17 protein-coding genes and 1 pseudogene are annotated in these 22,119 nt (G+C 53.0%); 11 read left to right on the plus strand and 7 right to left on the minus strand.

The features are described 5' to 3' along the window. Positions 1-27: 27 nt before the first annotated feature. Both FDX11_RS06510 and fsa read right to left on the minus strand, forming a co-directional pair. Positions 28-957, minus strand: a pseudogene (locus tag FDX11_RS06510) (Rpn family recombination-promoting nuclease/putative transposase). 174 nt (positions 958-1,131) lie between these two features. Next, positions 1,132-1,794, minus strand: a complete 663-nt coding sequence (gene fsa, locus FDX11_RS06515) for a fructose-6-phosphate aldolase (protein WP_042309562.1) — start codon at positions 1,792-1,794, stop codon at positions 1,132-1,134. Between the two features lie 132 nt (positions 1,795-1,926). On the opposite strand from fsa, the gene FDX11_RS06520 reads away from it, so the two are divergent. The 4 genes from FDX11_RS06520 (at position 1,927) to FDX11_RS06535 (ending at position 7,658) form a co-directional block, all read left to right on the plus strand. Continuing rightward, positions 1,927-2,826: a glycyl-radical enzyme activating protein gene (locus tag FDX11_RS06520; RefSeq protein WP_137366226.1), complete on the plus strand. Its 900-nt coding sequence runs from the start codon at positions 1,927-1,929 to the stop codon at positions 2,824-2,826. 5 nt (positions 2,827-2,831) lie between these two features. Continuing rightward, a complete protein-coding gene (locus FDX11_RS06525; RefSeq protein WP_137397651.1) occupies positions 2,832-5,264 on the plus strand; it encodes a glycyl radical protein in 2,433 nt (810 codons plus the stop codon). Positions 5,265-5,431: 167 nt separating this feature from the next. Further along, positions 5,432-6,247, plus strand: coding sequence for a Cof-type HAD-IIB family hydrolase (locus tag FDX11_RS06530; RefSeq protein ID WP_061381898.1), 816 nt, complete (start codon positions 5,432-5,434; stop codon positions 6,245-6,247). A gap of 148 nt (positions 6,248-6,395) precedes the next feature. Beyond that, a complete protein-coding gene (locus FDX11_RS06535; protein WP_042309570.1) occupies positions 6,396-7,658 on the plus strand; it encodes a DUF1479 domain-containing protein in 1,263 nt (420 codons plus the stop codon). On the opposite strand, the gene FDX11_RS06540 is transcribed toward FDX11_RS06535, so the two are convergent. After that, positions 7,655-8,728, minus strand: coding sequence for a LacI family DNA-binding transcriptional regulator (locus tag FDX11_RS06540; protein ID WP_137397652.1), 1,074 nt, complete (start codon positions 8,726-8,728; stop codon positions 7,655-7,657). The two genes, FDX11_RS06535 and FDX11_RS06540, sit on opposite strands and share 4 nt — an antisense overlap. Positions 8,729-9,016: 288 nt before the next feature. On the opposite strand from FDX11_RS06540, the gene FDX11_RS06545 reads away from it, so the two are divergent. Further along, positions 9,017-10,318 carry an MFS transporter gene (locus FDX11_RS06545; RefSeq protein WP_137397653.1) on the plus strand — a complete coding sequence of 434 codons (1,302 nt, stop codon included), beginning with the start codon at positions 9,017-9,019 and terminating at the stop codon, positions 10,316-10,318. 17 nt (positions 10,319-10,335) lie between these two features. Then, complete coding sequence (locus FDX11_RS06550) at positions 10,336-12,699, plus strand: TIM-barrel domain-containing protein (RefSeq protein ID WP_137397654.1); 2,364 nt, start codon at positions 10,336-10,338, stop codon at positions 12,697-12,699. 187 nt (positions 12,700-12,886) lie between these two features. On the opposite strand, the gene FDX11_RS06555 is transcribed toward FDX11_RS06550, so the two are convergent. Beyond that, on the minus strand, positions 12,887-14,482 hold the full coding sequence (locus FDX11_RS06555; protein WP_042309575.1) for an ABC-F family ATPase: 1,596 nt from the start codon (positions 14,480-14,482) through the stop codon (positions 12,887-12,889). A 232-nt stretch (positions 14,483-14,714) separates the two neighbouring features. Between FDX11_RS06555 and ldtB the strand changes: the two genes are divergently transcribed. Further along, a complete protein-coding gene (ldtB, locus tag FDX11_RS06560; protein ID WP_042310152.1) occupies positions 14,715-15,635 on the plus strand; it encodes a L,D-transpeptidase in 921 nt (306 codons plus the stop codon). 45 nt (positions 15,636-15,680) lie between these two features. Here ldtB and FDX11_RS06565 read toward each other — a convergent pair whose 3' ends face one another. Both FDX11_RS06565 and mntR read right to left on the minus strand, forming a co-directional pair. Beyond that, complete coding sequence (locus FDX11_RS06565) at positions 15,681-16,790, minus strand: anion transporter (protein WP_079224870.1); 1,110 nt, start codon at positions 16,788-16,790, stop codon at positions 15,681-15,683. Further along, the gene (gene mntR, locus FDX11_RS06570) at positions 16,787-17,260 is read right to left on the minus strand and encodes a manganese-binding transcriptional regulator MntR (RefSeq protein WP_042309579.1); all 474 of its coding nucleotides are present in this window, start codon (positions 17,258-17,260) and stop codon (positions 16,787-16,789) included. The genes FDX11_RS06565 and mntR overlap by 4 nt, the downstream gene beginning before the upstream one ends. Positions 17,261-17,446: 186 nt before the next feature. On the opposite strand from mntR, the gene mntS reads away from it, so the two are divergent. Both mntS and FDX11_RS06580 read left to right on the plus strand, forming a co-directional pair. After that, positions 17,447-17,575: a manganase accumulation protein MntS gene (mntS, locus tag FDX11_RS06575; protein ID WP_042309581.1), complete on the plus strand. Its 129-nt coding sequence runs from the start codon at positions 17,447-17,449 to the stop codon at positions 17,573-17,575. Positions 17,576-17,852: 277 nt separating this feature from the next. After that, a complete protein-coding gene (locus FDX11_RS06580; RefSeq protein WP_137397655.1) occupies positions 17,853-19,439 on the plus strand; it encodes a phosphoethanolamine transferase in 1,587 nt (528 codons plus the stop codon). A 63-nt stretch (positions 19,440-19,502) separates the two neighbouring features. Here FDX11_RS06580 and ompX read toward each other — a convergent pair whose 3' ends face one another. Further along, the gene (gene ompX, locus FDX11_RS06585; RefSeq protein WP_003035257.1) at positions 19,503-20,018 is read right to left on the minus strand and encodes an outer membrane protein OmpX; all 516 of its coding nucleotides are present in this window, start codon (positions 20,016-20,018) and stop codon (positions 19,503-19,505) included. A 400-nt stretch (positions 20,019-20,418) separates the two neighbouring features. Between ompX and rhtA the strand changes: the two genes are divergently transcribed. Then, entirely contained in the window at positions 20,419-21,306 is an 888-nt protein-coding gene (gene rhtA, locus FDX11_RS06590; RefSeq protein ID WP_042309586.1) for a threonine/homoserine exporter RhtA, read from the plus strand. A 304-nt stretch (positions 21,307-21,610) separates the two neighbouring features. After that, positions 21,611-22,114, plus strand: a complete 504-nt coding sequence (gene dps / locus FDX11_RS06595; RefSeq protein ID WP_038639118.1) for a DNA starvation/stationary phase protection protein Dps — start codon at positions 21,611-21,613, stop codon at positions 22,112-22,114. The last annotated feature ends 5 nt before the right edge of the window (positions 22,115-22,119 follow it).

The following is a 22,119-nucleotide window of genomic DNA, read 5'->3' on the forward strand; positions in this document are numbered from 1 at the left end:
ATTTTCCGGGGCTGTACTAACATACAGTCAATGCGTCAAAGATTTAATATCTTCCTCTGATAGTCCGGTGATTCTCATGATAAGCTCCCGTGGGAGACCATCGGCCAGCATTGAGTGGGCAATGCGCTGCGCTTCCTCACGGCGACCTTCAACCCGGCCTTGACGCATCCCTTCCCGTAGCCCCTTTCGCTGCCCTGCCCTACGTATTTTTTCGACAATATTCATTGTACGCTCCTTGTGTTCGGGTACCTGCTGCGCCAGCTTACGCATAAATCGCCCAAAGCGCGGTTTGTGACCATGCTGGATTAGCAGATAATTAAACAGCGCTTTTAGCTGGCTGTCATTAGCACTTCCTGTAACCAGCAGCGTAGCCAGATTGTCCACCAGTCCTAATAAATCGCGCTGGCGAATATGCTATTGAATCAGTTCCAGCAGTGCGATACGCCGGTGCTGCATAATTTCTTCATCCGGGATCACGGTAATATCCACCAATGGAAATGCCGACAGATAAAGCTGGCGCGCCAGGAGCGGATTATCAAACTCATCCAGCCAGCATAAAGAGAAGGGATAAGGCGTATCGACGCCATGATAAAACAGCATCGGCACGACTAACGGTAAGCGGGCATGCCCAGCGTCAAGGTGGCTTTGCATTGCCGCTATCGCATAACGCATCAGGCGAAACGCCATATGCACATCAGGACGACTTTGATGTTCAATCACGACATAGATATAACCCTCCCCTTCACTGGTTTTCATCGACCAAAGCACATCTGAATAATATGCGCGTAAGTTTTCTTCAATAAAACTGGTGGGTTGCAGTTCTAACGTCGCCAGATCACAAAGCGCCCGTAGCGTGGGAGGAAGATGAATTTCAATAAAATCACGGGCTGTGGCAGGGTATTTTAAAAATGTTTTAAACAGCGCATCGTGCGGTGTGGCTGTAGGTGTTTTTTTCATGGCGGTCCGTCACCTGATAAACATGATGACGTGACTGTACCCGTCGCGATGACGGGTAGCATGCAGGCTTTACCGGTTTTACGAGGGGGATTCGCAGTTTATTGCTCTTAACTGCAACAGATTCATTTTAACGGAATCACATACGCAAATATGCCGGAGTAATCCGACCTAAAACTAGATCGACGTCCGTCCAAACGCCCCCTGCCAATCCTGCTCAAACTTCACAATCGCCGCATCCACAGCCGGAGAACTAATCATCTGCTGAGCGACGTCCAGCGGCAGCGTGATGGATTCGCAGCCTGCCAGCAGGCAATCCAGCGCCTGACGCGGCGTTTTGAAGCTGGCTGCCAGTACTTTGGCGTGCGGCGCATGCATGTTCAGTAAGGTTTGCAGATCGGTCACCGTCTGAATACCATCTCCCCCCTGCGCATCCACGCGGTTTACGTATGGCGCAACATATTCCGCTCCTGCCAGCGCCGCTAACAGCCCTTGAGCAGCACCGTATACCGCGGTACCCAGCGTCGGGATCCCTTCTTCTTTCAGTAGCTTAATCGCCGCCAGACCTTCTGCCGTCACTGGTACTTTGACCACGATATCTGCAATGATTGTCCGCAGTTTACGCGCATCGCTGACCATACCTTCGGCGGTCGTCGCCATCACCTGCGCAAACAGACGGCCTTGTCCCCCCATCGCTTCCTGCAGTTGCGGCAGCAACACTTCCAGCCTCTCTTTACCAGCCGCCACAATACTGGGGTTAGTGGTCACCCCGGCCAACGGAAAAATACGCGCCAGAGCTTTGACAGCGGCAACATCCGACGTATCTAAATAGAGTTCCATAACCTTTCCTCAAACGAATAATTAGCATGAATAAAAGGTAGCACGGCGAAACCTCACGGTTAGTTGACGCACGTCAATATAACTTTCATTCGAAAGTAATTTAATCTTTATACGAAAGAAAAGAGGCCGCTTATGATTTTCAATATCCAGCGCTATTCCACGCATGATGGTCCCGGTATCCGTACCGTGGTGTTCCTTAAGGGATGCTCCCTCGGCTGTCGTTGGTGTCAGAATCCGGAAAGCCGCGCCCGCACACAGGACCTGCTCTACGACGCACGTTTGTGTCTCGACGGTTGCGATCTCTGTGCTCAGGCGGCACCCGCGGTGATTGAGCGGGCGCTGAGCGGTCTGCTTATTTATCGCGAAAAACTGACCGATGACGATTTCGCCGCGCTGACGGACTGCTGTCCAACCCAGGCGCTGACCGTCTGCGGAGAGGTAAAAAGCGTGGATGACATCATGGCGACCGTACTGCGTGATAAACCGTTTTACGATCGTAGCGGTGGCGGGCTCACCCTCTCGGGCGGCGAACCGTTTATGCAGCCAGAACTGGCGGCAGAATTATTCCAAGCCAGCCACGACGCGGGCATTCATACGGCGGTCGAAACCTGTCTGCATGTGCCGTGGAAGTATATCGAGCCGTCATTACCTTACATTGATCTGTTCCTGGCCGATTTAAAACATGTCGCCGACGCGCCGTTTAAACAGTGGACCGATGGCAGTGCCTCTCGTGTATTAGACAATCTGAAAAAATTGGCCGCTGCGGGTAAAAAAATGATTATCCGCGTACCGCTGATTCAGGGTTTCAACGCTGACGAAGCCGCCATCCAGGCTATTACCGATTTTGCTGCCGACGAGCTTCACGTCGGGGAGATCCATTTTTTGCCCTATCACACCCTGGGCATCAATAAATACCACTTACTCAGTCAACCCTACAACGCACCGGATAAACCGCTTGAGGCGCCAGCTCTGCTCGAATTTGCTCAGCAGTATGCCCGCCATAAAGGTTTAACCGCGACCCTACGAGGATAATCGCCATGACCACTCTGAAACTGGACACACTCAGCGACCGTATCAAAGCGCATAAAACAGCCCTGATCCACATCGTGAAGCCGCCGGTTTGCACCGAGCGCGCCCAGCACTATACCGAGATGTATCAACAACATCTGGATAAGCCAATCCCGGTACGCCGCGCGCTGGCGCTGGCCCATCATCTGGCGGAACGTACCATCTGGATTAAGCATGACGAACTGATTATTGGTAACCAGGCGAGCGAAGTGCGCGCCGCGCCGATCTTCCCGGAATACACCGTCTCCTGGATTGAAAAAGAGATCGATGACCTCGCCGACAGACCTGGCGCAGGCTTCTCGGTAAGCGAAGAGAATAAACGTGTGTTGCACGAGGTATGTCCGTGGTGGCGTGGTCAGACCGTGCAGGATCGCTGCTACGGGATGTTCACCGATGAGCAGAAAGGTCTGCTGGAAACCGGCATTATCAAAGCCGAAGGCAACATGACCTCCGGCGACGCACACCTGGCGGTAAACTTCCCGCTGCTGCTGGAAAAAGGTCTCGACGGCCTGCGCCACAAAGTCGATGAACGTCGTTCCCGTATCAATCTGACATGTCTGGAAGACCTCCATGGCGATCAGTTCCTGAAAGCGATAGATATCGTGCTGGAGGCCGTCAGTCTGCACATTGAGCGCTTTGCTACCCTGGCACGTAAAATGGCATCCTCGGAGACCCGCGCCAGCCGTCGCGAGGAACTCCTGACCATGGCGGAAAACTGTGATGTGATTGCCCATGAGCCGCCAAAAACGTTCTGGCAGGCGCTGCAGTTGTGCTACTTCATCCAGTTGATCCTGCAAATTGAATCGAACGGCCATTCAGTGTCGTTTGGTCGCATGGATCAGTATCTCTATCCTTTCTACCGTCGTGATGTGGAGCTGAATCAGTCGCTGGATCGCGAGCACGCCATTGAGCTGCTGCACAGCTGCTGGCTGAAGCTGCTGGAAGTGAACAAAATCCGCTCCGGTTCCCACTCCAAAGCATCGGCGGGCAGCCCGCTGTATCAGAACGTGACCATTGGCGGACAGAATCTGGTTAACGGTCAAGCGGTGGATGCCGTCAACCCGCTCTCTTACGCCATTCTGGAATCCTGCGGTCGCCTGCGCTCTACTCAGCCTAACCTGAGCGTGCGCTATCACGCGGGGATGAGTAACGATTTCCTTGATGCCTGTGTGCAGGTCATTCGCTGCGGCTTCGGGATGCCAGCCTTTAACAACGATGAAATCGTCATACCTGAATTTATAAAGCTTGGTATTGAACCGCAGGACGCCTATGACTATGCGGCCATTGGTTGCATCGAAACCGCCGTTGGCGGCAAATGGGGCTACCGTTGTACCGGCATGAGCTTTATTAACTTTGCCCGCGTGATGCTGGCGGCGCTGGAAGGCGGACGCGATGCCACCAGCGGCAAAGTCTTCCTGCCGCAGGAAAAAGCGCTCTCGGCTGGCAACTTCAACAATTTCGATGAAGTGATGGACGCCTGGGATACACAGATTCGCTACTACACCCGTAAATCCATTGAAATCGAGTATGTCGTTGACACCATGCTGGAAGAGAACGTACACGATATTCTCTGTTCGGCGCTGGTAGACGACTGTATCGAACGCGCGAAAAGCATTAAGCAAGGCGGCGCGAAGTATGACTGGGTATCAGGTTTGCAGGTGGGTATCGCCAACCTCGGCAACAGTCTGGCGGCTGTGAAGAAACTGGTCTTCGATCAAGGCGCTATCGGCCAGCAGCAATTGGCTGCAGCACTGGCTGATGATTTTGACGGTCTGACCCACGAGCAATTACGTCAACGACTGATCAACGGCGCGCCGAAGTACGGCAACGATGACGATTCCGTTGATACACTGCTGGCCCGCGCTTATCAGACTTATATCGATGAACTGAAACAGTATCATAATCCACGTTATGGTCGCGGTCCGGTTGGCGGCAATTACTACGCCGGGACCTCTTCTATCTCCGCAAACGTGCCGTTTGGCGCGGCAACCATGGCAACGCCGGATGGCCGTAAAGCTCACACCCCGCTGGCTGAAGGCGCAAGTCCGGCTTCCGGGACGGACCATCTCGGCCCGACGGCGGTGATTGGCTCGGTGGGTAAGCTGCCGACCGGTTCCATTCTCGGCGGCGTGTTGTTAAACCAGAAGCTGAATCCGGCCACGCTGGAGAATGAATCAGATAAGCAAAAACTGATGATCCTGCTGCGCACCTTCTTTGAAGAGCACAAAGGCTGGCATATTCAGTACAACATTGTGTCCCGTGAAACGCTGCTGGAAGCAAAAAAACACCCGGATCAATACCGTGACCTGGTGGTGCGTGTCGCAGGCTATTCCGCCTTCTTCACCGCCCTGTCTCCGGATGCACAGGACGATATCATCGCCCGTACTGAACACATGTTGTAACTCCCCCGCCCGGTGGCGCTGCGCTTACCGGGCCTACATATTTCCCCCTTAGCCGGGTAAGGCGAAACTGCCACCCGGCCTTTTACTTTCATTCGAAATTAAATTTGTGCTTCAGGTCACATTGTTATTAGAATGTTTCTGGTCGCAGTTATGAGCCAGGAGCAAGTATGACCATCAAAGTTATCGTCACCGATATGGACGGAACTTTTCTCGACGACGCCAAGAAATACGATCGTGCACGTTTTATGGCGCAGTATCAGGAACTGAAAAAACGAGATATTGAATTTGTCGTGGCCAGCGGCAACCAGTATTTCCAGCTGATCTCCTTTTTCCCGGAGCTTAAAGACGAAATATCGTTTGTCGCTGAGAATGGCGCGCTGGTTTATGAGCATGGCAAGCAGCTTTTTCACGGTGAGCTCACCCGTCACGAATCACGCATTGTTATTGGCGAACTCCTCAAAGACAAGCAGCTCAATTTTGTTGCCTGTGGTCTGCAAAGTGCCTACGTCAGCGAGAATGCCCCAGAGCCTTTCGTGGCATTGATGTCGAAACACTATCATCGCCTGAAACCGGTGAAAGATTATCAGGACATTGATGATGTGCTGTTTAAGTTTTCTCTGAACTTACCCGACCAACAAATCCCGTTGGTTATCGATCACTTGCATACTGCTCTGGATGGCATAATGAAGCCCGTCACCAGCGGCTTTGGGTTTATCGATTTGATTATTCCGGGCTTACATAAAGCCAACGGTATCAGTCGCCTGCTGAAACGCTGGAACCTGTCTCCGCAAAACGTCGTCGCCATTGGCGATAGCGGCAACGATGCAGAAATGCTGAAAATGGCGCATTACTCTTTCGCCATGGCCAATGCGGCAGAGAGCATTAAAGCGATTGCCCGCTATCAGACCGACGACAATAACCATCAGGGCGCGCTGAACGTGATTCAGGCGGTGCTGGATAACACATCTCCTTTTAACGTCTGATCCTGCTAACCGGGGCGTGCTCCGGTTTTTCACTCTTTATTCATTCCGTGCCCACCATCAAGTTTTTAAACTTGCATTAACTTATTTTTAACTTATATTGCATGTGTAAGTTAAATAAGTTTCGAATGAAAGTTAATGCGAGGTGGTTATGGCTTTTACGTTTACCAGCGACACATTGCCCGCCGATCACAAAGCGGCAATCCGTCAGATGAAACAGCAGCTGCGGGCACAGCTTGGGGATGTTCAGTTGATTTTCAATCAGCTGAGCGATGCCATTGCCACTCGCGTGGCGGAAATCAACGCCCTCAAAGCGCAAGGCTCCCCGGTTTGGCCAACGTTGTCCTATGCGGATATCAAAGCGGGACGCGTAAGCGCCGAGCAGCGTGAAGAGATTAAGCGTCGCGGATGCGCGGTCATTAAGGCGCATTTCCCCCGCGAACAGGCGCTGGCATGGGACCAGTCGATGCTCGATTACCTGGATCGCAACCATTTTGATGAGGTCTACAAAGGCCCCGGTGATAACTTTTTTGGCACCCTCAGCGCATCCCGCCCGGAGATCTACCCCATCTACTGGTCCCAGGCGCAGATGCAGGCCCGCCAGAGCGAAGAAATGGCCAATGCGCAGTCATTCCTTAATCGCCTGTGGACGTTTACAAGCGAAGGGAAACAATGGTTTAACCCGGACATCAGCGTCATCTATCCTGACCGCATACGTCGTCGTCCGCCGGGAACAACGTCCAAAGGGCTGGGCGCGCATACGGATTCCGGCGCGCTGGAGCGCTGGCTTCTGCCGGCATATCAGCAGGTCTTTGCTAATGTTTTCAATGGCAAGCTGGAAGATTACGATCCATGGCAGGCGGCGCATCGCACAGAAGTTGAAGAGTACACGGTAGATAACACCACTAAATGTTCAGTATTTCGTACCTTCCAGGGCTGGACGGCACTCTCCGATATGTTGCCAGGTCAGGGATTATTGCACGTAGTCCCGATTCCTGAAGCGATGGCCTATGTGCTATTACGTCCATTGCTTGACGATGTGCCGGAAGATGAGCTTTGCGGCGTCGCGCCCGGCAGAGTTCTGCCGATTTCCACGCAATGGCATCCGCTGCTGATAGAGGCGTTAACCAGTATTCCGCAACTGGACGCCGGAGACTCCGTCTGGTGGCATTGCGATGTGATCCACTCCGTCGCGCCGGTGGAAAATCAGCAGGGCTGGGGCAATGTGATGTACATCCCTGCCGCACCGATGTGCGAAAAGAATCTGGCTTATGCCCATAAAGTGAAGGCCGCACTGGAAAAAGGCGCGTCACCGGGTGATTTCCCGCGCGAGGATTATGAAACTGACTGGGAAGGACGCTTCACGCTGGAGGATTTGAATATCCACGGTAAGCGTGCGCTGGGTATTGCTTAGCTGTCGTACAGTCCTTCCCGATCCACGGCGGTGCGTCGTTTCCCCTGACGTATCCGCCGTACTGATTCCCGTACGGCCAGCATGCCGTTAAGCAACAACGTCCCCACCGGCGCATCCGGGCGCATCAGCCGCTGCTGGAGCATATATAACGCTTCCGTTCCCAGTTCATCACGGGGAACATGAACTGCGGTTAAGGGTACATCCTGAATTGCCGCCAGATTAAAGCCGTCGATGCTCATGACAGAGACGTCCTGAGGTACGCGCAGGCCGTGTTTTTGCAGGGCACTGATGGTACCCGCCGCCATAAAATCGCCGCCAACTAAAAATGCAGTCGGCAGATCCTTACCATGCCGCTCGATAAGCCAGGCATTTACCAGCTCCTCCGTTTCACGAGCGCTAAAGCTCGGCACCACCAGCAGATCGCGCAGGTCATTAAATTTCAGGTTGTGTGACTGCCACGCGTCGCGGATCCCCGACAGGCGCAGCTCCATAGTGTAGCGGCGCAGACACATTACATTCAGCACCTCCCGGTGCCCCATTTCAAACAGATATTCCGCCGCCCGTTCGCCAATGGCGCGATGGTCCGGCGCGACGGCAGGCAGACGCATGTGCCGGTCCCGGCAGTTAATCAACATGCAGGGTTTAGCGACATCCACCGCCAGATCGTGGATATGAGGATCGTCGATACCGAGAAGAATGGCGGCCTGGGTGTCCGGCTCGTTCATTCGCGCCAGAAACAACTGCGCATCGCTGTCGTTCTCTTCCAGCGCGCAGTAGCGCAGGCGGACTTCGTGGGACGCCAGGCCTTTACTCACGCTCTGGATCACGCGGTAGTAAAAGATGTCGGACCGCTCGTCAAACGCCCGCTGCGGGGCAAAAACAACCAGACAGTTAAGCAGCAAACGCCCGGCCGCCATGCCTTCAATCACCCCTAATTCCCGCGCGCATGCCAACACCTTTGCCCGTGCTTTCTCACTGGTGTTGGCCTTCCCCGCCAGCACGCGAGAAACCGTGCTGATTGAGAGCTGAGTACGGGCTGCGATTTCGGTAATTTTTAGCCTTTTGTCCATTTTGTGATCTGGCTCCATTTGCAAAATGAAAAAATTTTCATTGCTCATTTATCAGTAAATAACTGGCATAGGAGCCATCATGCCAAATGACTTAAGTCATTTATGAGAAATTTTGCACAAAAACAACTATTTCCCGCTCATGTTCTCCCTTAAGGTGAACTTGTCACACCACTTCCATACTAGTTGTATATCAACTTGCGTATTTTAAACGTCTATAAATCAAAGTAATAAAAATTTGTGTGACACCTGAACCTCCGTCCCCTTACCGTCCGTCTTGTGGAGAGTAAAATGAGTCAGGACATCAATAACACCGTTGCGACAAACAAAACCCTTCGCGTCATCAAGAACCTGCGCTGGTACATCCTGGTGCTGTTCTTACTTGGCGTCACCGTTAACTACATCACCCGAAACTCGCTCGGGATCCTCGCCCCGGAACTGAAAGAGAGCCTTGGGATCACCACCGAGCAATACTCCTGGATCGTCGGTGCGTTCCAGATTGCCTACACCATTTTCCAGCCCCTGTGCGGCTGGCTGATTGACGTGATTGGCCTGAAGATTGGCTTCATGGTCTGCGCCGGGATCTGGGCGCTGATGTGTATTTTCCATGCGGGCGCCGGAAGCTGGCTGCACCTGGCCATACTGCGCTTCTTTATGGGGGCTTCAGAGGCCGCCGCTACCCCGGCGAACGCCAAAACCATCGGTGAATGGTTCCCGAAATCAGAGCGTCCCGTTGCTGCCGGCTGGGCGGGCGTGGGCTTCTCTATCGGCGCGATGCTGGCTCCGCCTATTATTTACTTCGCTCACGCCTCGTTCGGCTGGCAGGGGGCGTTCATGTTTACCGGCGTGCTGGCGCTGCTGTGGGTGATCCTGTGGTGGGCGTTCTACCATAACCCGGAGCAGCACCCGAACCTGAGCAAGGACGAGCTGGCGTTTATCAAGCAGGATAACGAACCGCCTGCCGTCAAACTGCCCTTCCTGACCGCGCTGAAAACCGTCTCGAAGAACAAACGCTTCTACGGTATCGCCATCCCGGCCTTTATGGCGGAACCGGCCTGGGCGGTGCTGAGCTTCTGGGTGCCGCTGTACCTTGCCAAAGAGCACGGCATGGATCTGAAGCAGATTGCGATGTTTGCCTGGCTGCCGTTCCTCGCCGCTGACCTCGGCAGCGTGGCGAGCGGTTACCTGACGCGTCTGTACACCCGTCTGTTCGGCTGCTCCCGCGTGAACTCTGTCGTCGCCAGCTCCGTGACGGGCGCGTTCCTGATGATCTCGCTGGCCATCGTGGCCATTACCCGCGACCCGTACATCACCATCGTGCTGATCTCCATCGGCGGCTTCGGGCACCAGATCATCTCCTGCATGCTCAGCGCCCTGGTCGTTGAGTCGTTCGACAAAGGCCAGATGGCGACCGTCAACGGCATGCGCGGCTCGGCGGCGTGGATCGCCAGCTTCCTGTTCTCGCTGTTAATCGGCGTAACCGCCGACAAAATCGGCTTTAACCCGCTGTTTATTGCCATGGGCTTCTTTGACCTGATTGGCGCTGTCTTCCTGGTAGCATTTATTGCTGAACGTCGCGCTAAACGCGCCTGATAGTGGATGTATTACATATGAAAACCCTGAAAAACTGGATCGTAGATAAGCAGTCAGCAAACCATCTTGAACTGCTGGTCGATAACCAGCACCGTCTGTGTCTGTATGTGCTGGAAGAGAATCTTTTCCGCGTGCTGGTTAAGCGTAAAGGCGAGCTGGCGCTGGACCGCACCTGGAGCATCGCCCCGGAACAAGACGTGCCGTGGGAAGGTCGCCGTCGTGACGATGTCAGCGGCTTCACCTGCCCGGCCTGGACGCTGACGCAGCAGGACGACACGTTAACCGTGGCAACCGAACGGCTGCGCGTGACCGTCCACCAGCCGCTGTGGCTGGAGTGGCACTACTGCAATGAGGCGGGCGAGTGGCAGCCGCTGGTCAACGACCGCCCCACCAGCGCCTACCTGCTGAATGCACACGGCGACGGCGTGGCGCACTATCTCAGCCGCCGTAAGGATGAGCGTTTCTACGGCCTGGGCGAGAAAGCGGGCGATCTGCAGCGCAACGGTAAACGTTATGAGATGCGCAACCTCGATGCGATGGGCTATAACGCAGCCAGCACTGACCCGCTGTACAAGCACATCCCGTTCACTATCGCCCGCCGTCATGATGTGAGCTTCGGCCTGTTCTACGACAACCTGAGCAGCTGCTGGCTGGATCTGGGTAACGAAATCGACAACTACCACACCGCCTATCGCCGCTGGCAGGCAGAAGCGGGCGATATCGATTACTACATTTTTACCGGCAGGCGCGTGCTGGACGTCACCAAAGCCTTTGTCCGTCTGACCGGCAAAACGTTGTTCGGACCAAAATGGAGCCTGGGCTATAGTGGCTCGACCATGCACTACACCGACGCACAGGACGCGCAGAACCAACTGATGAACTTCATCCGCCTGTGCGCAGAACACGCTATTCCGTGCGACTCGTTCCAGCTCTCTTCCGGTTACACCTCGATCAACGGAAAGCGTTACGTCTTTAACTGGAACTACGACAAAGTGCCGCAACCGAAGGTGATGAGCCAGGCGTTCCACGACGCGGGGCTGAAACTGGCGGCCAATATCAAACCGTGCCTGTTGCAGGATCACCCGCGTTATAACGAAGTAGCAGAACGCGGCCTGTTTATTCGCGATTCCGAAAGCAATACACCAGAACGTTCCAGCTTCTGGGATGACGAAGGCTCTAACCTCGACTTTACCAACCCGCAGACTATCCAGTGGTGGCAGGAAGGCGTCACCACGCAGTTGCTGGAGATGGGGATCGACTCTACCTGGAACGACAACAACGAGTTTGAAGTGTGGGACGGCGAAGCGCGCTGCCATGGCTTCGGCCAGGAAATCGCTATCAAGCACATTCGCCCGGTGATGCCGCTGCTGATGATGCGCGCCTCGCTGGAAGCGCAGCAGCGTTTCGCCCCGGAGAAGCGCCCATATCTCATCTCCCGTTCCGGCTGCGCCGGGATGCAGCGCTACGTGCAGACCTGGAGCGGCGATAACCGCACCAGTTGGGACACCCTGCGCTTTAACACCCGCATGGGGCTGGGGATGAGCTTGTCCGGGCTGTTCAACGTCGGTCACGACGTCGGCGGTTTCTCCGGCGACAAACCGGATGCCGAGCTGTTTGTCCGCTGGGTACAAAACGGCGTGATGCATCCGCGCTTTACCATTCACTCATGGAATGATGACCACACGGTGAACGAGCCGTGGATGTATCCGGGCGTGACGCCTGCCATTCGTGGTGCCATTGAACTGCGCTATCGCCTGCTGCCGTATCTTTATACCCTGCTCTGGCAGGCGCATGCCGACGACGAGCCGATGCTGCGCCCGACCTTCCTCGATCATGAGCACGATGTGCAGACCTTTGAAGAGTGCGATGACTTCCTGCTGGGCCGCGACCTGCTGGTCGCCAGCGTCGTCGAAGCCGGGCAGCGCGAGCGCCGGGTCTGGCTGCCGGATAACGAAACGGGCTGGTATGATTTTTACACCCACGCGTGGTATGCGGGCGGGCAATCCATCGTCCTCGATGCGCCGCTGGAAAAACTGCCGCTGCTGGTGCGCGCCGGAGCAGGTCTGCCGCTCAGCGAGCGCATCACGCATGTGAGTGCCGAAAAAGATACGGCCCGCGAGCTGAAGCTGTTCCCGGTTAAAGGCGTCGGCACGACCTCCGGGCTGCTGTTTGAAGACGACGGTGAAAGCTGGGGCTATCAGAACGGCAATGCGCTGTGGGTGGAATGGGAAATGGTGTGCGATGGCGCAACCATCAACCTGAAGGTGAACGCGCGCGGGGATTATCGTCCGGCGTGGAAGGCACTGAAGGTGTCGTTACCGGTAGGGGAAAAACGTAAGCTGCTGGTGAACGGGGTTGAAGGGGGTGAGTGGCTGGTGTAGTGCTGCCTGATGCCCTCACCCTACCCCTCTTCCACAGGGAGAGGGAATAAAGGCTCGACGCCTTTCCCTAAGTATTTCGCGCTGCAGGAAGGCGGCAAACCTGTGAATCCCCGGGAGCTTACATTAGTAAGTGACCGGGGTGAACAGGTGAAGCCAACACATCTGCAGCGTGAAAGACGACGGGAAATTAGCCGTCGATACCTTTACTACGCAGGTAATCTTCGTAGTTACCGGTGAAGTCGATCACGCGCTCCGGCGTAATTTCAATCACGCGGGTGGCCAGCGAGCTGACAAACTCACGGTCGTGAGAAACGAAAATCAACGTGCCCTGATACATTTCCAGCGCCATGTTCAGCGACTCAATTGATTCCATATCCAGGTGGTTGGTTGGTTCATCCATTACCAAAATATTCGGTTTCTGCATCATCAGCTTACCGAACAGCATGCGCCCTTTTTCACCACCGGAGAGCACTTTTGCAGGCTTCTTGATATCATCCTGGCTGAACAGCAGACGACCGAGGAAGCTGCGCACAACCTGCTCATCATCGCCTTCTTGTTTCCACTGACTCATCCATTCGAAGACCGTCAGATCGTTTTCAAACTCATATTCATGATCCTGCGCGTAGTAACCGACCTGCGCGTTTTCGGACCACTTCACGGTACCGTTATCCGGCTGCAAATCACCGACCAGCGTTTTCAGCATAGTGGATTTACCCACGCCGTTGGCGCCCAGAATGGCAATCTTCTCACCCACTTCGAGCAGCAGATTGAAGTTTTTAAACAATGGGCCTTCATCAAAACCTTTGGTAAGCGCTTCCACTTCCAGCGCGTTACGGAACAGTTTCTTATCCTGCTCGAAGCGGATGAACGGGTTCTGACGGCTGGAAGCTTTAACTTCTTCCAGTTTAATTTTATCGATCTGACGGGCGCGGGAAGTCGCCTGACGAGATTTCGATGCGTTAGCGCTAAAGCGGCTGACGAAGGATTGCAGGTCGGCAATCTGTGCTTTCTTCTTGGCGTTATCGGCCAGCAGACGTTCACGCGCCTGAGTCGCCGCCGTCATGTATTCGTCGTAGTTACCTGGATACACACGCAGTTCGCCGTAGTCCAGATCCGCCATGTGCGTACAGACCATGTTCAGGAAGTGACGGTCGTGCGAAATGATGATCATGGTGCTGTCACGTTCGTTCAGCGTCTGCTCCAGCCAGCGGATGGTGTCGATATCCAGGTTGTTCGTTGGTTCGTCGAGCAGCAGAATATCCGGGTTTGAGAACAGTGCCTGGGCCAGAAGCACACGCAGCTTCCAGCCGGGTGCGACTTCGCTCATCGGGCCGTAATGTTGTTCTACCGGAATACCCACGCCCAGCAGCAGTTCGCCCGCACGCGCTTCCGCAGAGTAGCCGTCCATTTCACCGTACTGAACTTCGAGGTCAGCCACTTTATAGCCGTCTTCTTCGCTCATTTCGGCCAGCGCGTATATACGATCGCGCTCCTGCTTCACTTCCCACAGTTCACCGTGACCCATGATTACGGTGTCAAGCACGGTGAATTCTTCAAAGGCGAACTGATCCTGGCGCAGCTTACCGATGCGCTCATTCGGATCGAGGGAAACGTTACCCAGCGTCGGTTCGAGATCACCGCCAAGAATTTTCATAAAAGTGGATTTACCGCTACCGTTCGCGCCAATCAGGCCGTAACGGTTGCCGCCGCCAAATTTGACGGAAATATTTTCAAACAGCGGCTTACTGCCGAACTGCATGGTGACGTTGCTGGAAACTAACACTGGCGTATCCTGAAAGAGAAAGAAATATGTGACAAACCGCTTATTATGCCATAAGTCTACGATAAGATCGCCCCTTCATGCTGAAGGGCTAAAGTGAAAGCAAAAGGAAAAAAATGTGATTTAGTACACATCCGAATTCCTTGTTGCTCAGATTGCACATATAATGCGTGCCCAACACTACATAAATCTCAACCCACTGGCCTGCCTGGCACTGAATCTCGCATACATGAAGATGAATATGAAATTGACAACGCTTTTCGCGGCGGCACTTGCGGTAGTTGGTTTTTGCAACACTGCCTCAGCCGTCACGTACCCGCTGCCTACCGATGGTAGCCGTTTGATTGGCCAAAACCAGGTCATCACCATTCCTGAAGGCAATACCCAACCGCTGGAGTATTTTGCGGCAGAATATCAGATGGGTCTGTCTAACATGCTGGAAGCCAACCCTGGCGTGGATACTTTCCTGCCGAAGGGCGGCACCGTACTGAACATTCCTCAGCAGTTGATCCTGCCGGATACCGTGCATGAAGGTATTGTTATCAACAGCGCTGAAATGCGTCTGTACTACTACCCTAAAGGCACCAACACCGTTATCGTTCTGCCGATCGGTATCGGTCAGTTAGGCAAAGACACGCCAATCAACTGGACCACCAAAGTAGAACGTAAGAAAGCGGGCCCAACCTGGACGCCAACGGCGAAAATGCATGCGGAATACCGCGCTGCGGGCGAACCGCTGCCAGCCGTGGTTCCGGCAGGCCCGGATAACCCGATGGGTCTGTACGCCCTGTATATCGGTCGTCTGTATGCTATTCACGGCACCAATGCTAACTTCGGCGTTGGCTTACGTGTCAGCCACGGTTGCGTCCGTCTGCGTAATGACGACATCAAATTCCTGTTTGAAAATGTGCCGGTCGGCACTCGCGTACAGTTTATCGATGAGCCGGTGAAAGCCACTACCGAACCAGACGGCAGCCGTTACATCGAGGTACACAACCCACTGTCCACCACTGAAGCACAGTTTGAAGGCGGGGAAATCGTACCGATTACGCTGAACAAGAGCATTACCAGCGTCACCGGTCAGTCTGACGTTGATCAGTCCGTCGTTGATCAGGCGGTACAGAACCGTTCTGGTATGCCGGTTCGTCTGAACTAATCTGCTATATATGCCCGATGGCGCTACGCTTATCGGGCATAATCCTCACATCACCTGCAGCAAACCATACCCTACCAGTCCCGCCCATATCAGCATCGGCAGCGAATACCAATGAAAACGCCACCAAATCCGTCGGTCGTTTGCCATGCGTAAAGCGATAAGATTTGCCAGCGATCCAGGCAGCAGCCCGAAGCCGCCCACATTAACTGCCCAGGCCAGCAACAGCGTCGGCGGAACGTAGTTCAGCAACAAAATTGTACTGGGCACATTACTGATAAACTGCGACAGGCCAATGGCCGTCAACCAAAGACCCGGCGCAGAGAGCGTGCCAATCTGGTGGGTTATCCCCTGCAATGCCGGTAGCTGCGTCAGCAAATGCACATCAATGAACATCGCCATAAACACCAGCAGCAGCGTCCAGTCCACGCTGAGGATGACGCGACGCGCCAGAACCATGAATCCCGCCGCCACAATCGCCAGGCCCCACAACTCTTGTTTTAACTCCAGCGCCGTCAGAAAGATGATATACAGCGCCAGACAGCTCCACACCAGGCGTGGTTGCCAGTCCGGCGCGCGCGTCCCGGTATGATAGTGCAATGCTTTGTTCGGGAAACTGAACCAGCACAGCACCACCAGCGTCAGCATCATGGCACCCGCGAGCGGCGCCATTTGCCAGGTAAACGCGGTAAATGACAACCCGGAGCGCCCCCACATCAGGATATTTTGCGGATTGCCTATTGGCGTAAGCAACGATCCAGCGTTTACCGCCAGCGCCTCAAAGATAATCAGACGATTTACCGGAATGGCGCACAATTTTTTCAGGGTGATGGTCAGCGGGACAACAATAAACAACGCAACATCGTTGGTCAGAAACGTCGACAGTAGCGCCGCCGCCAGCACCATAAATATCGCCAGTTGGCGTTCAGTGTGAAAGCGGCGGGTCATCTTGCGCCCTAACACATCGAAGTAACCGCTTAATTCAACGCCTTTGGTCAGTAACATCAGGCCGCTAAGGGTAATAATGGTGTGCCAGTCAATCGCTCCAGGCCAGGAGCGGGGCGTAAATGGCGTGAACACGCTCAGTACAACCCCGACGATGATTAACAGCTGGAAAAAACGATCGCGCTGCAAGGCGCGTAGTAAAGGAAAACTCATTCAGAGCCAGATCCTTGCTGTTGCGTAAAACGGCTAAAAGCCTCCAGCGTTTCCTTACTGACGTGGTGCTCCATTCCCTCAGCGTCACGGCGGGCAATTTCCGGGCTGATACCTAACATCAACAGGAAATTTTCCACAATCTGATGACGCTCCCGGCTCTCCTGGGCCAGGCGTTCGCCTTCTGCGGTTAAAAACACCCCGCGCCAGGGGATCATTTCAATCAACCCGACTGAAGCAAGGCGCTTCAACATTTTGGCAACCGTCGGCTGGGAAACCCCGAGTCGGGCAGCCATATCCACCTGGCGCGCTTCACCCACCTCAATAATGAGATCGGAAATCAGCTCTACGTAGTCATCAATCAGCTCGCGGCGATGCGCCTCCCGGACCTGACGAAATCCTTCAACGTGTTCTTCGACATTCACCAATTGCGTCACTTTTTTTGTTGTTGGCATACCTGCGCGACGACTCATTCTGCTTCCTCGTTACTGTGACGCGTTAACGGCATCTGATTAGAGAGCGCTCATTGTAAACCAGAGTTGCGTGGGCACAAAAAATTAACGTTTTAGCAATAGCTATATAATATAGCCTGTGCTATATCTGTATATAATAAAGACATCCCTCAAGGACCGATGGGATCGTGAAGTCAGGAGGTTTATATGAATGAATTTAAGAGGTGTATACGCGTGTTTAGCCACTCTCCCTTTAAAGTACGGTTGATGCTGATCTCTATGCTGTGTGACATGATCAACAGCAAACCAGAGCAGGATAAACCTTCAGGAAAATAATGCGGCGTCGCGGTACGCCGCTTCCTTTCCCTGCTGTCATCCGGGGTGCAGTAGTGGTTTTCGTCCCAATAACCCTTCTTTTTGTCAGTTTTGCCACCTCTCTCGCAAAACAATTTCCTTGTAGTAGTTGACCTTCTCTCATGCACACTCTATCTTTTCGCAGCCCTGCGTATATTGCGGCTCGCGGATGCGGACCCTATCCCTCTTCTCGCTCTCTCAGGCAGGCAATGACCCTTAACGCCAGGGTAAGCACATGGCGTTTTTGCATTAGTGGCGTATGAATTTAACCCTCAAAGATTCAATCATTGCTCGTAGCCGGGCCATTAGTCCGTGGACTGGCCTCTATTTCTTACAGTCTATGTTGATCAACCTGGCGTTGGGCTATCCGCTTAGCTTGCTCTACAGCGTTGCTTTCACCTGTATATTAATACTGCTGTGGCGCAGCGCCCCGCGCGCGCAGAAAGTGCTGATTGGCATTTGCTCACTTATTGCGGCAATGTACTTTCCGTTTGGTCAGGCTTATGGTTCGCCTAACTTCAATACGTTGCTGGCGCTGCACTCAACCAATATGGAAGAGTCCACCGAAATCCTGACCATCTTCCCCTGGTACAATTATCTGGTTGGGGTATTTATTTTTGCCCTCGGCGTTATCGCCGTACGCCGTAAAAAAGAAGCGCAAAAGCGCGGCTGGAATAAATACGACAGCCTGTGTTTGTTGTTTAGCGTCGTCGCGTTTTTTGTTACTCCGGTACAAAACCTGGCCTGGGGCGGCGTGTTCAAGCTTAAGGACACCGGTTATCCGGTTTTCCGCTTTGCCAAAGACGTGATCGTCAATAATAACGAAGTGCTTGATGAACAGGAGCGCATGGCGAAGCTGTCGAGTGTGAAAGATAGCTGGACGGTAACCGCCGTGAAACCAAAGTATCACACTTATGTCGTGGTCATTGGTGAAAGCGCCCGCCGCGACGCATTAGGTGCGTTTGGCGGTCACTGGGACAACACCCCGTTTGCCAGTTCCGTTAACGGCTATCTGTTCGCAGATTACATTGCCGCAAGCGGTTCAACGCAAAAATCGCTTGGCTTAACGCTTAATCGGGTTGTTGATAATAAACCCCAGTTCCAGGATAACTTTGTCACTCTGGCCAACCGCGCGGGATTCCAGACGTGGTGGTTTTCCAATCAGGGGCAGATTGGTGAATACGATACGGCTATCGCCAGTATCGCAAAACGAGCTGATGAAGTGCACTTCCTCAAAAACGGTGATTTCGAAGCGGATAAAAATACCCGTGACGAAGAACTGTTGAAGATGACTGCCCAGGTGCTGGCCACCGAGCGCACTCAGCCGCAGCTCATCGTGCTGCATTTAATGGGTTCACATCCGCAGGCCTGCGACCGTACGCAAGGAAAATACGAGACCTTCGTCCAGTCAAAGGAGACATCTTGCTATCTGTACACCATGACGCAGACGGATGACCTGCTGCGCCAGCTTTACGAGCAATTACGCAACAGCGGTACCAGCTTCTCGATGGTCTATTTCTCTGACCATGGTCTCGCCTTTAAAGAGCGGGGAAAAGAGGTGCAGTACCTGGCGCATGACGATCGGTTCCAGCAGAATTTCCAGGTGCCTTTTATGGTGCTGTCAAGCGATGATAAAGCCCATCGGGTGATAAAAGCCCGTCGCTCTGCGAATGATTTTCTTAGCTTTTTCTCTCAATGGACGGGGATCAGCGCGAAGGAAATTACCAACAGCTACCGTTTTATCTCAGAGAAAAAGGCCGGGCCAGTGTATATCACCAACTTCAAACTGCAGAAGGTGGATTACAACCATTTGGGTACCGATATCTTTGAGACCAAATCTCGTTAATCTCTAAATTACACGCAAAAAAAATCCGCCTCAAAAGGCGGATTTTTTATATCACCGAAGTGATTAGAAGCGGTAACCCACGCCAGCGATCCAGGTGCCGACGTCAACGCTACGAATACGGCTCTGCTCGTAGGAGAAGTCCAGAGCAACGTTTTCGATCGGGTTGAACTGCAGACCAGCACCGTAAGAGAAACCGTAGTCGCTGGTGGTGTGGTTGTCAGCCGGAGATGCTGCGTTCTGGAATTTACCGTAACCAACACCCACTACACCGTAGATGCTTGCCCAGTCGTTCAGACGGTAAGCCGGACCAGCAGTGATGCCGTAGTATTGGGTTTTGTTGTAGTCGCCAGAAGCATCGGTACGGTCTTTTTCAGTGTAAGTGAAGGAACCGATTACACCCAGCGGGTTGTTGTCCTGCTCGTAGCGATACTTCAGGTTGAAACCGTTCATTTTGTTCGCTGCGCCCTGAGCATCACTCTGAGCGTAACCACCAGTAACGGTAGAAGTAGCAGCTACAGCAGTACCTGCGGAGAAAGCCAGAACAGCGGCCAGTGCTGAAAGACATGCAATTTTTTTCATAACCACCTCAAATGTGCTTCAAGTAAATCCTAAGTTTTAAATATAACAAAAATTGATGGGAAACTCTTTGCGATTCGCGGTGTCTAACGGGCTCTTTCATGTAACAAAACATTTCAAAAACCAGCTATACCTTTCAATTTACACCACTTTTTTAAGTTAATGAGCCATTATTGCGCGCACAATACGACACATTCATCCAGATAATTCCTAATCACGCAGATTATTAATCCACCAATTTCGTACCATTGTACGGATCTGAAGAATTTTTTTTTCAACCAATACTCAACCAGTTGAGTGTATTTCCATTACACTCGCTGTTTTACTTTTCTATACATTTTGCCATCCGCGTCGCAACGCCGCGCAGATGAAGAGATGTAACCATCATTTGTCAGGAGAAAGGATGCCGGGGTCGTTACGTAAAGCGCCAGTTTGGTTACCTATTTTGGTTTTACTTATTGCTATGTCTTCCATTCAAAGCGGTGCATCACTGGCAAAATCGCTGTTCCCACTCGTCGGTGCACCTGGTGTTACCGCGCTGCGCCTCGCGCTGGGCACACTCATCCTTATCGCCTTCTTTAAACCCTGGCGTTTACGTTTTGCTAAAGAACAGCGCCTGCCGCTGCTGTTTTATGGTCTGTCTCTTGGCGGGATGAACTACCTCTTTTATCTGTCTATTCAGACCGTCCCGCTGGGAATTGCCGTGGCGCTGGAGTTTACCGGCCCGCTCGCAGTGGCGTTGTTTTCATCCCGACGCCCTGTAGATTTTATTTGGGTAGCCCTGGCCGTTCTTGGGCTTTGGTTCCTGTTACCGCTTGGCCAGGACGTTTCTCATGTTGATTTAACCGGCGCAGCGCTGGCGCTGGGAGCTGGCGCCTGTTGGGCCGTTTATATTCTCACCGGCCAGCGTGCCGGCGCAGAACACGGTCCGGCAACCGTAGCGGTCGGTTCATTAATCGCTGCGCTGATTTTTGTTCCCATTGGCGCGATTCAGGCCGGCGATGCCCTGTGGCACTGGTCAATACTGCCGTTGGGCCTGGCCGTGGCCGTACTCTCCACCGCGCTGCCCTACTCATTAGAGATGATCGCACTAACGCGACTGCCAACGCGTACTTTTGGTACGTTGATGAGCATGGAACCCGCGCTGGCTGCGGTTTCGGGAATGATCTTCCTTGGTGAAACGTTAACGCTTATCCAGACGCTGGCCCTGGGGGCTATTATTGCCGCATCAATGGGTTCTACACTCACTATTCGCAAAGAACCGCAAATTAAGCAAGTTGACGTGAATTAACCCCCTTAATATTCTGCATGGTTTGCATAATCATGCAGAATATCCACTTGTTAATCTGCGTGATAATTTTCTAATAAATATCTTGTACCCACCCACATATTTCTTTTAATTTTTTACATTAACATAAAAATAACATTTCGTTGCAATAAAATCATGTATGCATATGATTTTATTAATTATTTTATTTCCATTCATCTCTTCACTATTAAAGCAATAGGTAACACCGGAAAAATAAATCCAAAATTAGCGCTATACTTATTCCCGTTGAAGAGTTGGGACATAAATATCAAGAGGATATGAAAATATGAGTACCGCAAAACTGGTAAAAACAAAAGCATCCGCCCTCGTTTATACTCGCAACGATGTGACAGACAGCGAAAAGAAAGCCACGGTAGAACTGCTGAATCAGCAAGTGATCCAGTTCATCGACCTGTCGTTGATCACTAAACAGGCTCACTGGAACATGCGCGGCGCGAACTTTATTGCTGTCCATGAAATGCTGGATGGCTTCCGTACTGCCCTGACCGATCATCTCGATACCATGGCTGAGCGCGCCGTACAGTTAGGCGGTGTGGCACTGGGTACGACCCAGGTCATTAACAGCAAAACGCCACTGAAAAGCTATCCGCTGGATATCCATAGCGTGCAGGACCACTTAAAAGAACTGGCCGATCGTTATGCAGTGGTCGCCAACAGCGTACGTAAAGCCATTAGCGAAGCAAAAGACGAAGATACAGCGGATATCTTCACCGCTGCGTCACGCGATCTCGACAAATTCCTGTGGTTTATCGAAGCCAACATTGAATAACAGCA

It is taken from the genome of Citrobacter sp. wls714 (assembly GCF_005281025.1).
GTDB classification, from domain to species: Bacteria; Pseudomonadota; Gammaproteobacteria; order Enterobacterales; family Enterobacteriaceae; genus Citrobacter; species Citrobacter werkmanii.

Bases quoted from the DNA above. Each gene is read 5' to 3' on its own strand.
- FDX11_RS06530 (WP_061381898.1), top strand. From the start codon at position 5,432: ATGACCATCAAAGTTATCGTCACCGATATGGACGGAACTTTTCTCGAC.
- FDX11_RS06545 (WP_137397653.1), top strand. From the start codon at position 9,017: ATGAGTCAGGACATCAATAACACCGTTGCGACAAACAAAACCCTTCGC.
- FDX11_RS06550 (WP_137397654.1), top strand. From the start codon at position 10,336: ATGAAAACCCTGAAAAACTGGATCGTAGATAAGCAGTCAGCAAACCAT.
- rhtA (WP_042309586.1), top strand. From the start codon at position 20,419: ATGCCGGGGTCGTTACGTAAAGCGCCAGTTTGGTTACCTATTTTGGTT.
- FDX11_RS06520 (WP_137366226.1), top strand. From the start codon at position 1,927: ATGATTTTCAATATCCAGCGCTATTCCACGCATGATGGTCCCGGTATC.
- mntR (WP_042309579.1), bottom strand. From the start codon at position 17,260: ATGAGTCGTCGCGCAGGTATGCCAACAACAAAAAAAGTGACGCAATTG.
- ompX (WP_003035257.1), bottom strand. From the start codon at position 20,018: ATGAAAAAAATTGCATGTCTTTCAGCACTGGCCGCTGTTCTGGCTTTC.
- fsa (WP_042309562.1), bottom strand. From the start codon at position 1,794: ATGGAACTCTATTTAGATACGTCGGATGTTGCCGCTGTCAAAGCTCTG.
- dps (WP_038639118.1), top strand. From the start codon at position 21,611: ATGAGTACCGCAAAACTGGTAAAAACAAAAGCATCCGCCCTCGTTTAT.
- FDX11_RS06540 (WP_137397652.1), bottom strand. From the start codon at position 8,728: ATGGACAAAAGGCTAAAAATTACCGAAATCGCAGCCCGTACTCAGCTC.
- FDX11_RS06525 (WP_137397651.1), top strand. From the start codon at position 2,832: ATGACCACTCTGAAACTGGACACACTCAGCGACCGTATCAAAGCGCAT.
- FDX11_RS06565 (WP_079224870.1), bottom strand. From the start codon at position 16,790: ATGAGTTTTCCTTTACTACGCGCCTTGCAGCGCGATCGTTTTTTCCAG.
- FDX11_RS06580 (WP_137397655.1), top strand. From the start codon at position 17,853: ATGAATTTAACCCTCAAAGATTCAATCATTGCTCGTAGCCGGGCCATT.
- mntS (WP_042309581.1), top strand. From the start codon at position 17,447: ATGAATGAATTTAAGAGGTGTATACGCGTGTTTAGCCACTCTCCCTTT.
- FDX11_RS06535 (WP_042309570.1), top strand. From the start codon at position 6,396: ATGGCTTTTACGTTTACCAGCGACACATTGCCCGCCGATCACAAAGCG.
- ldtB (WP_042310152.1), top strand. From the start codon at position 14,715: ATGAATATGAAATTGACAACGCTTTTCGCGGCGGCACTTGCGGTAGTT.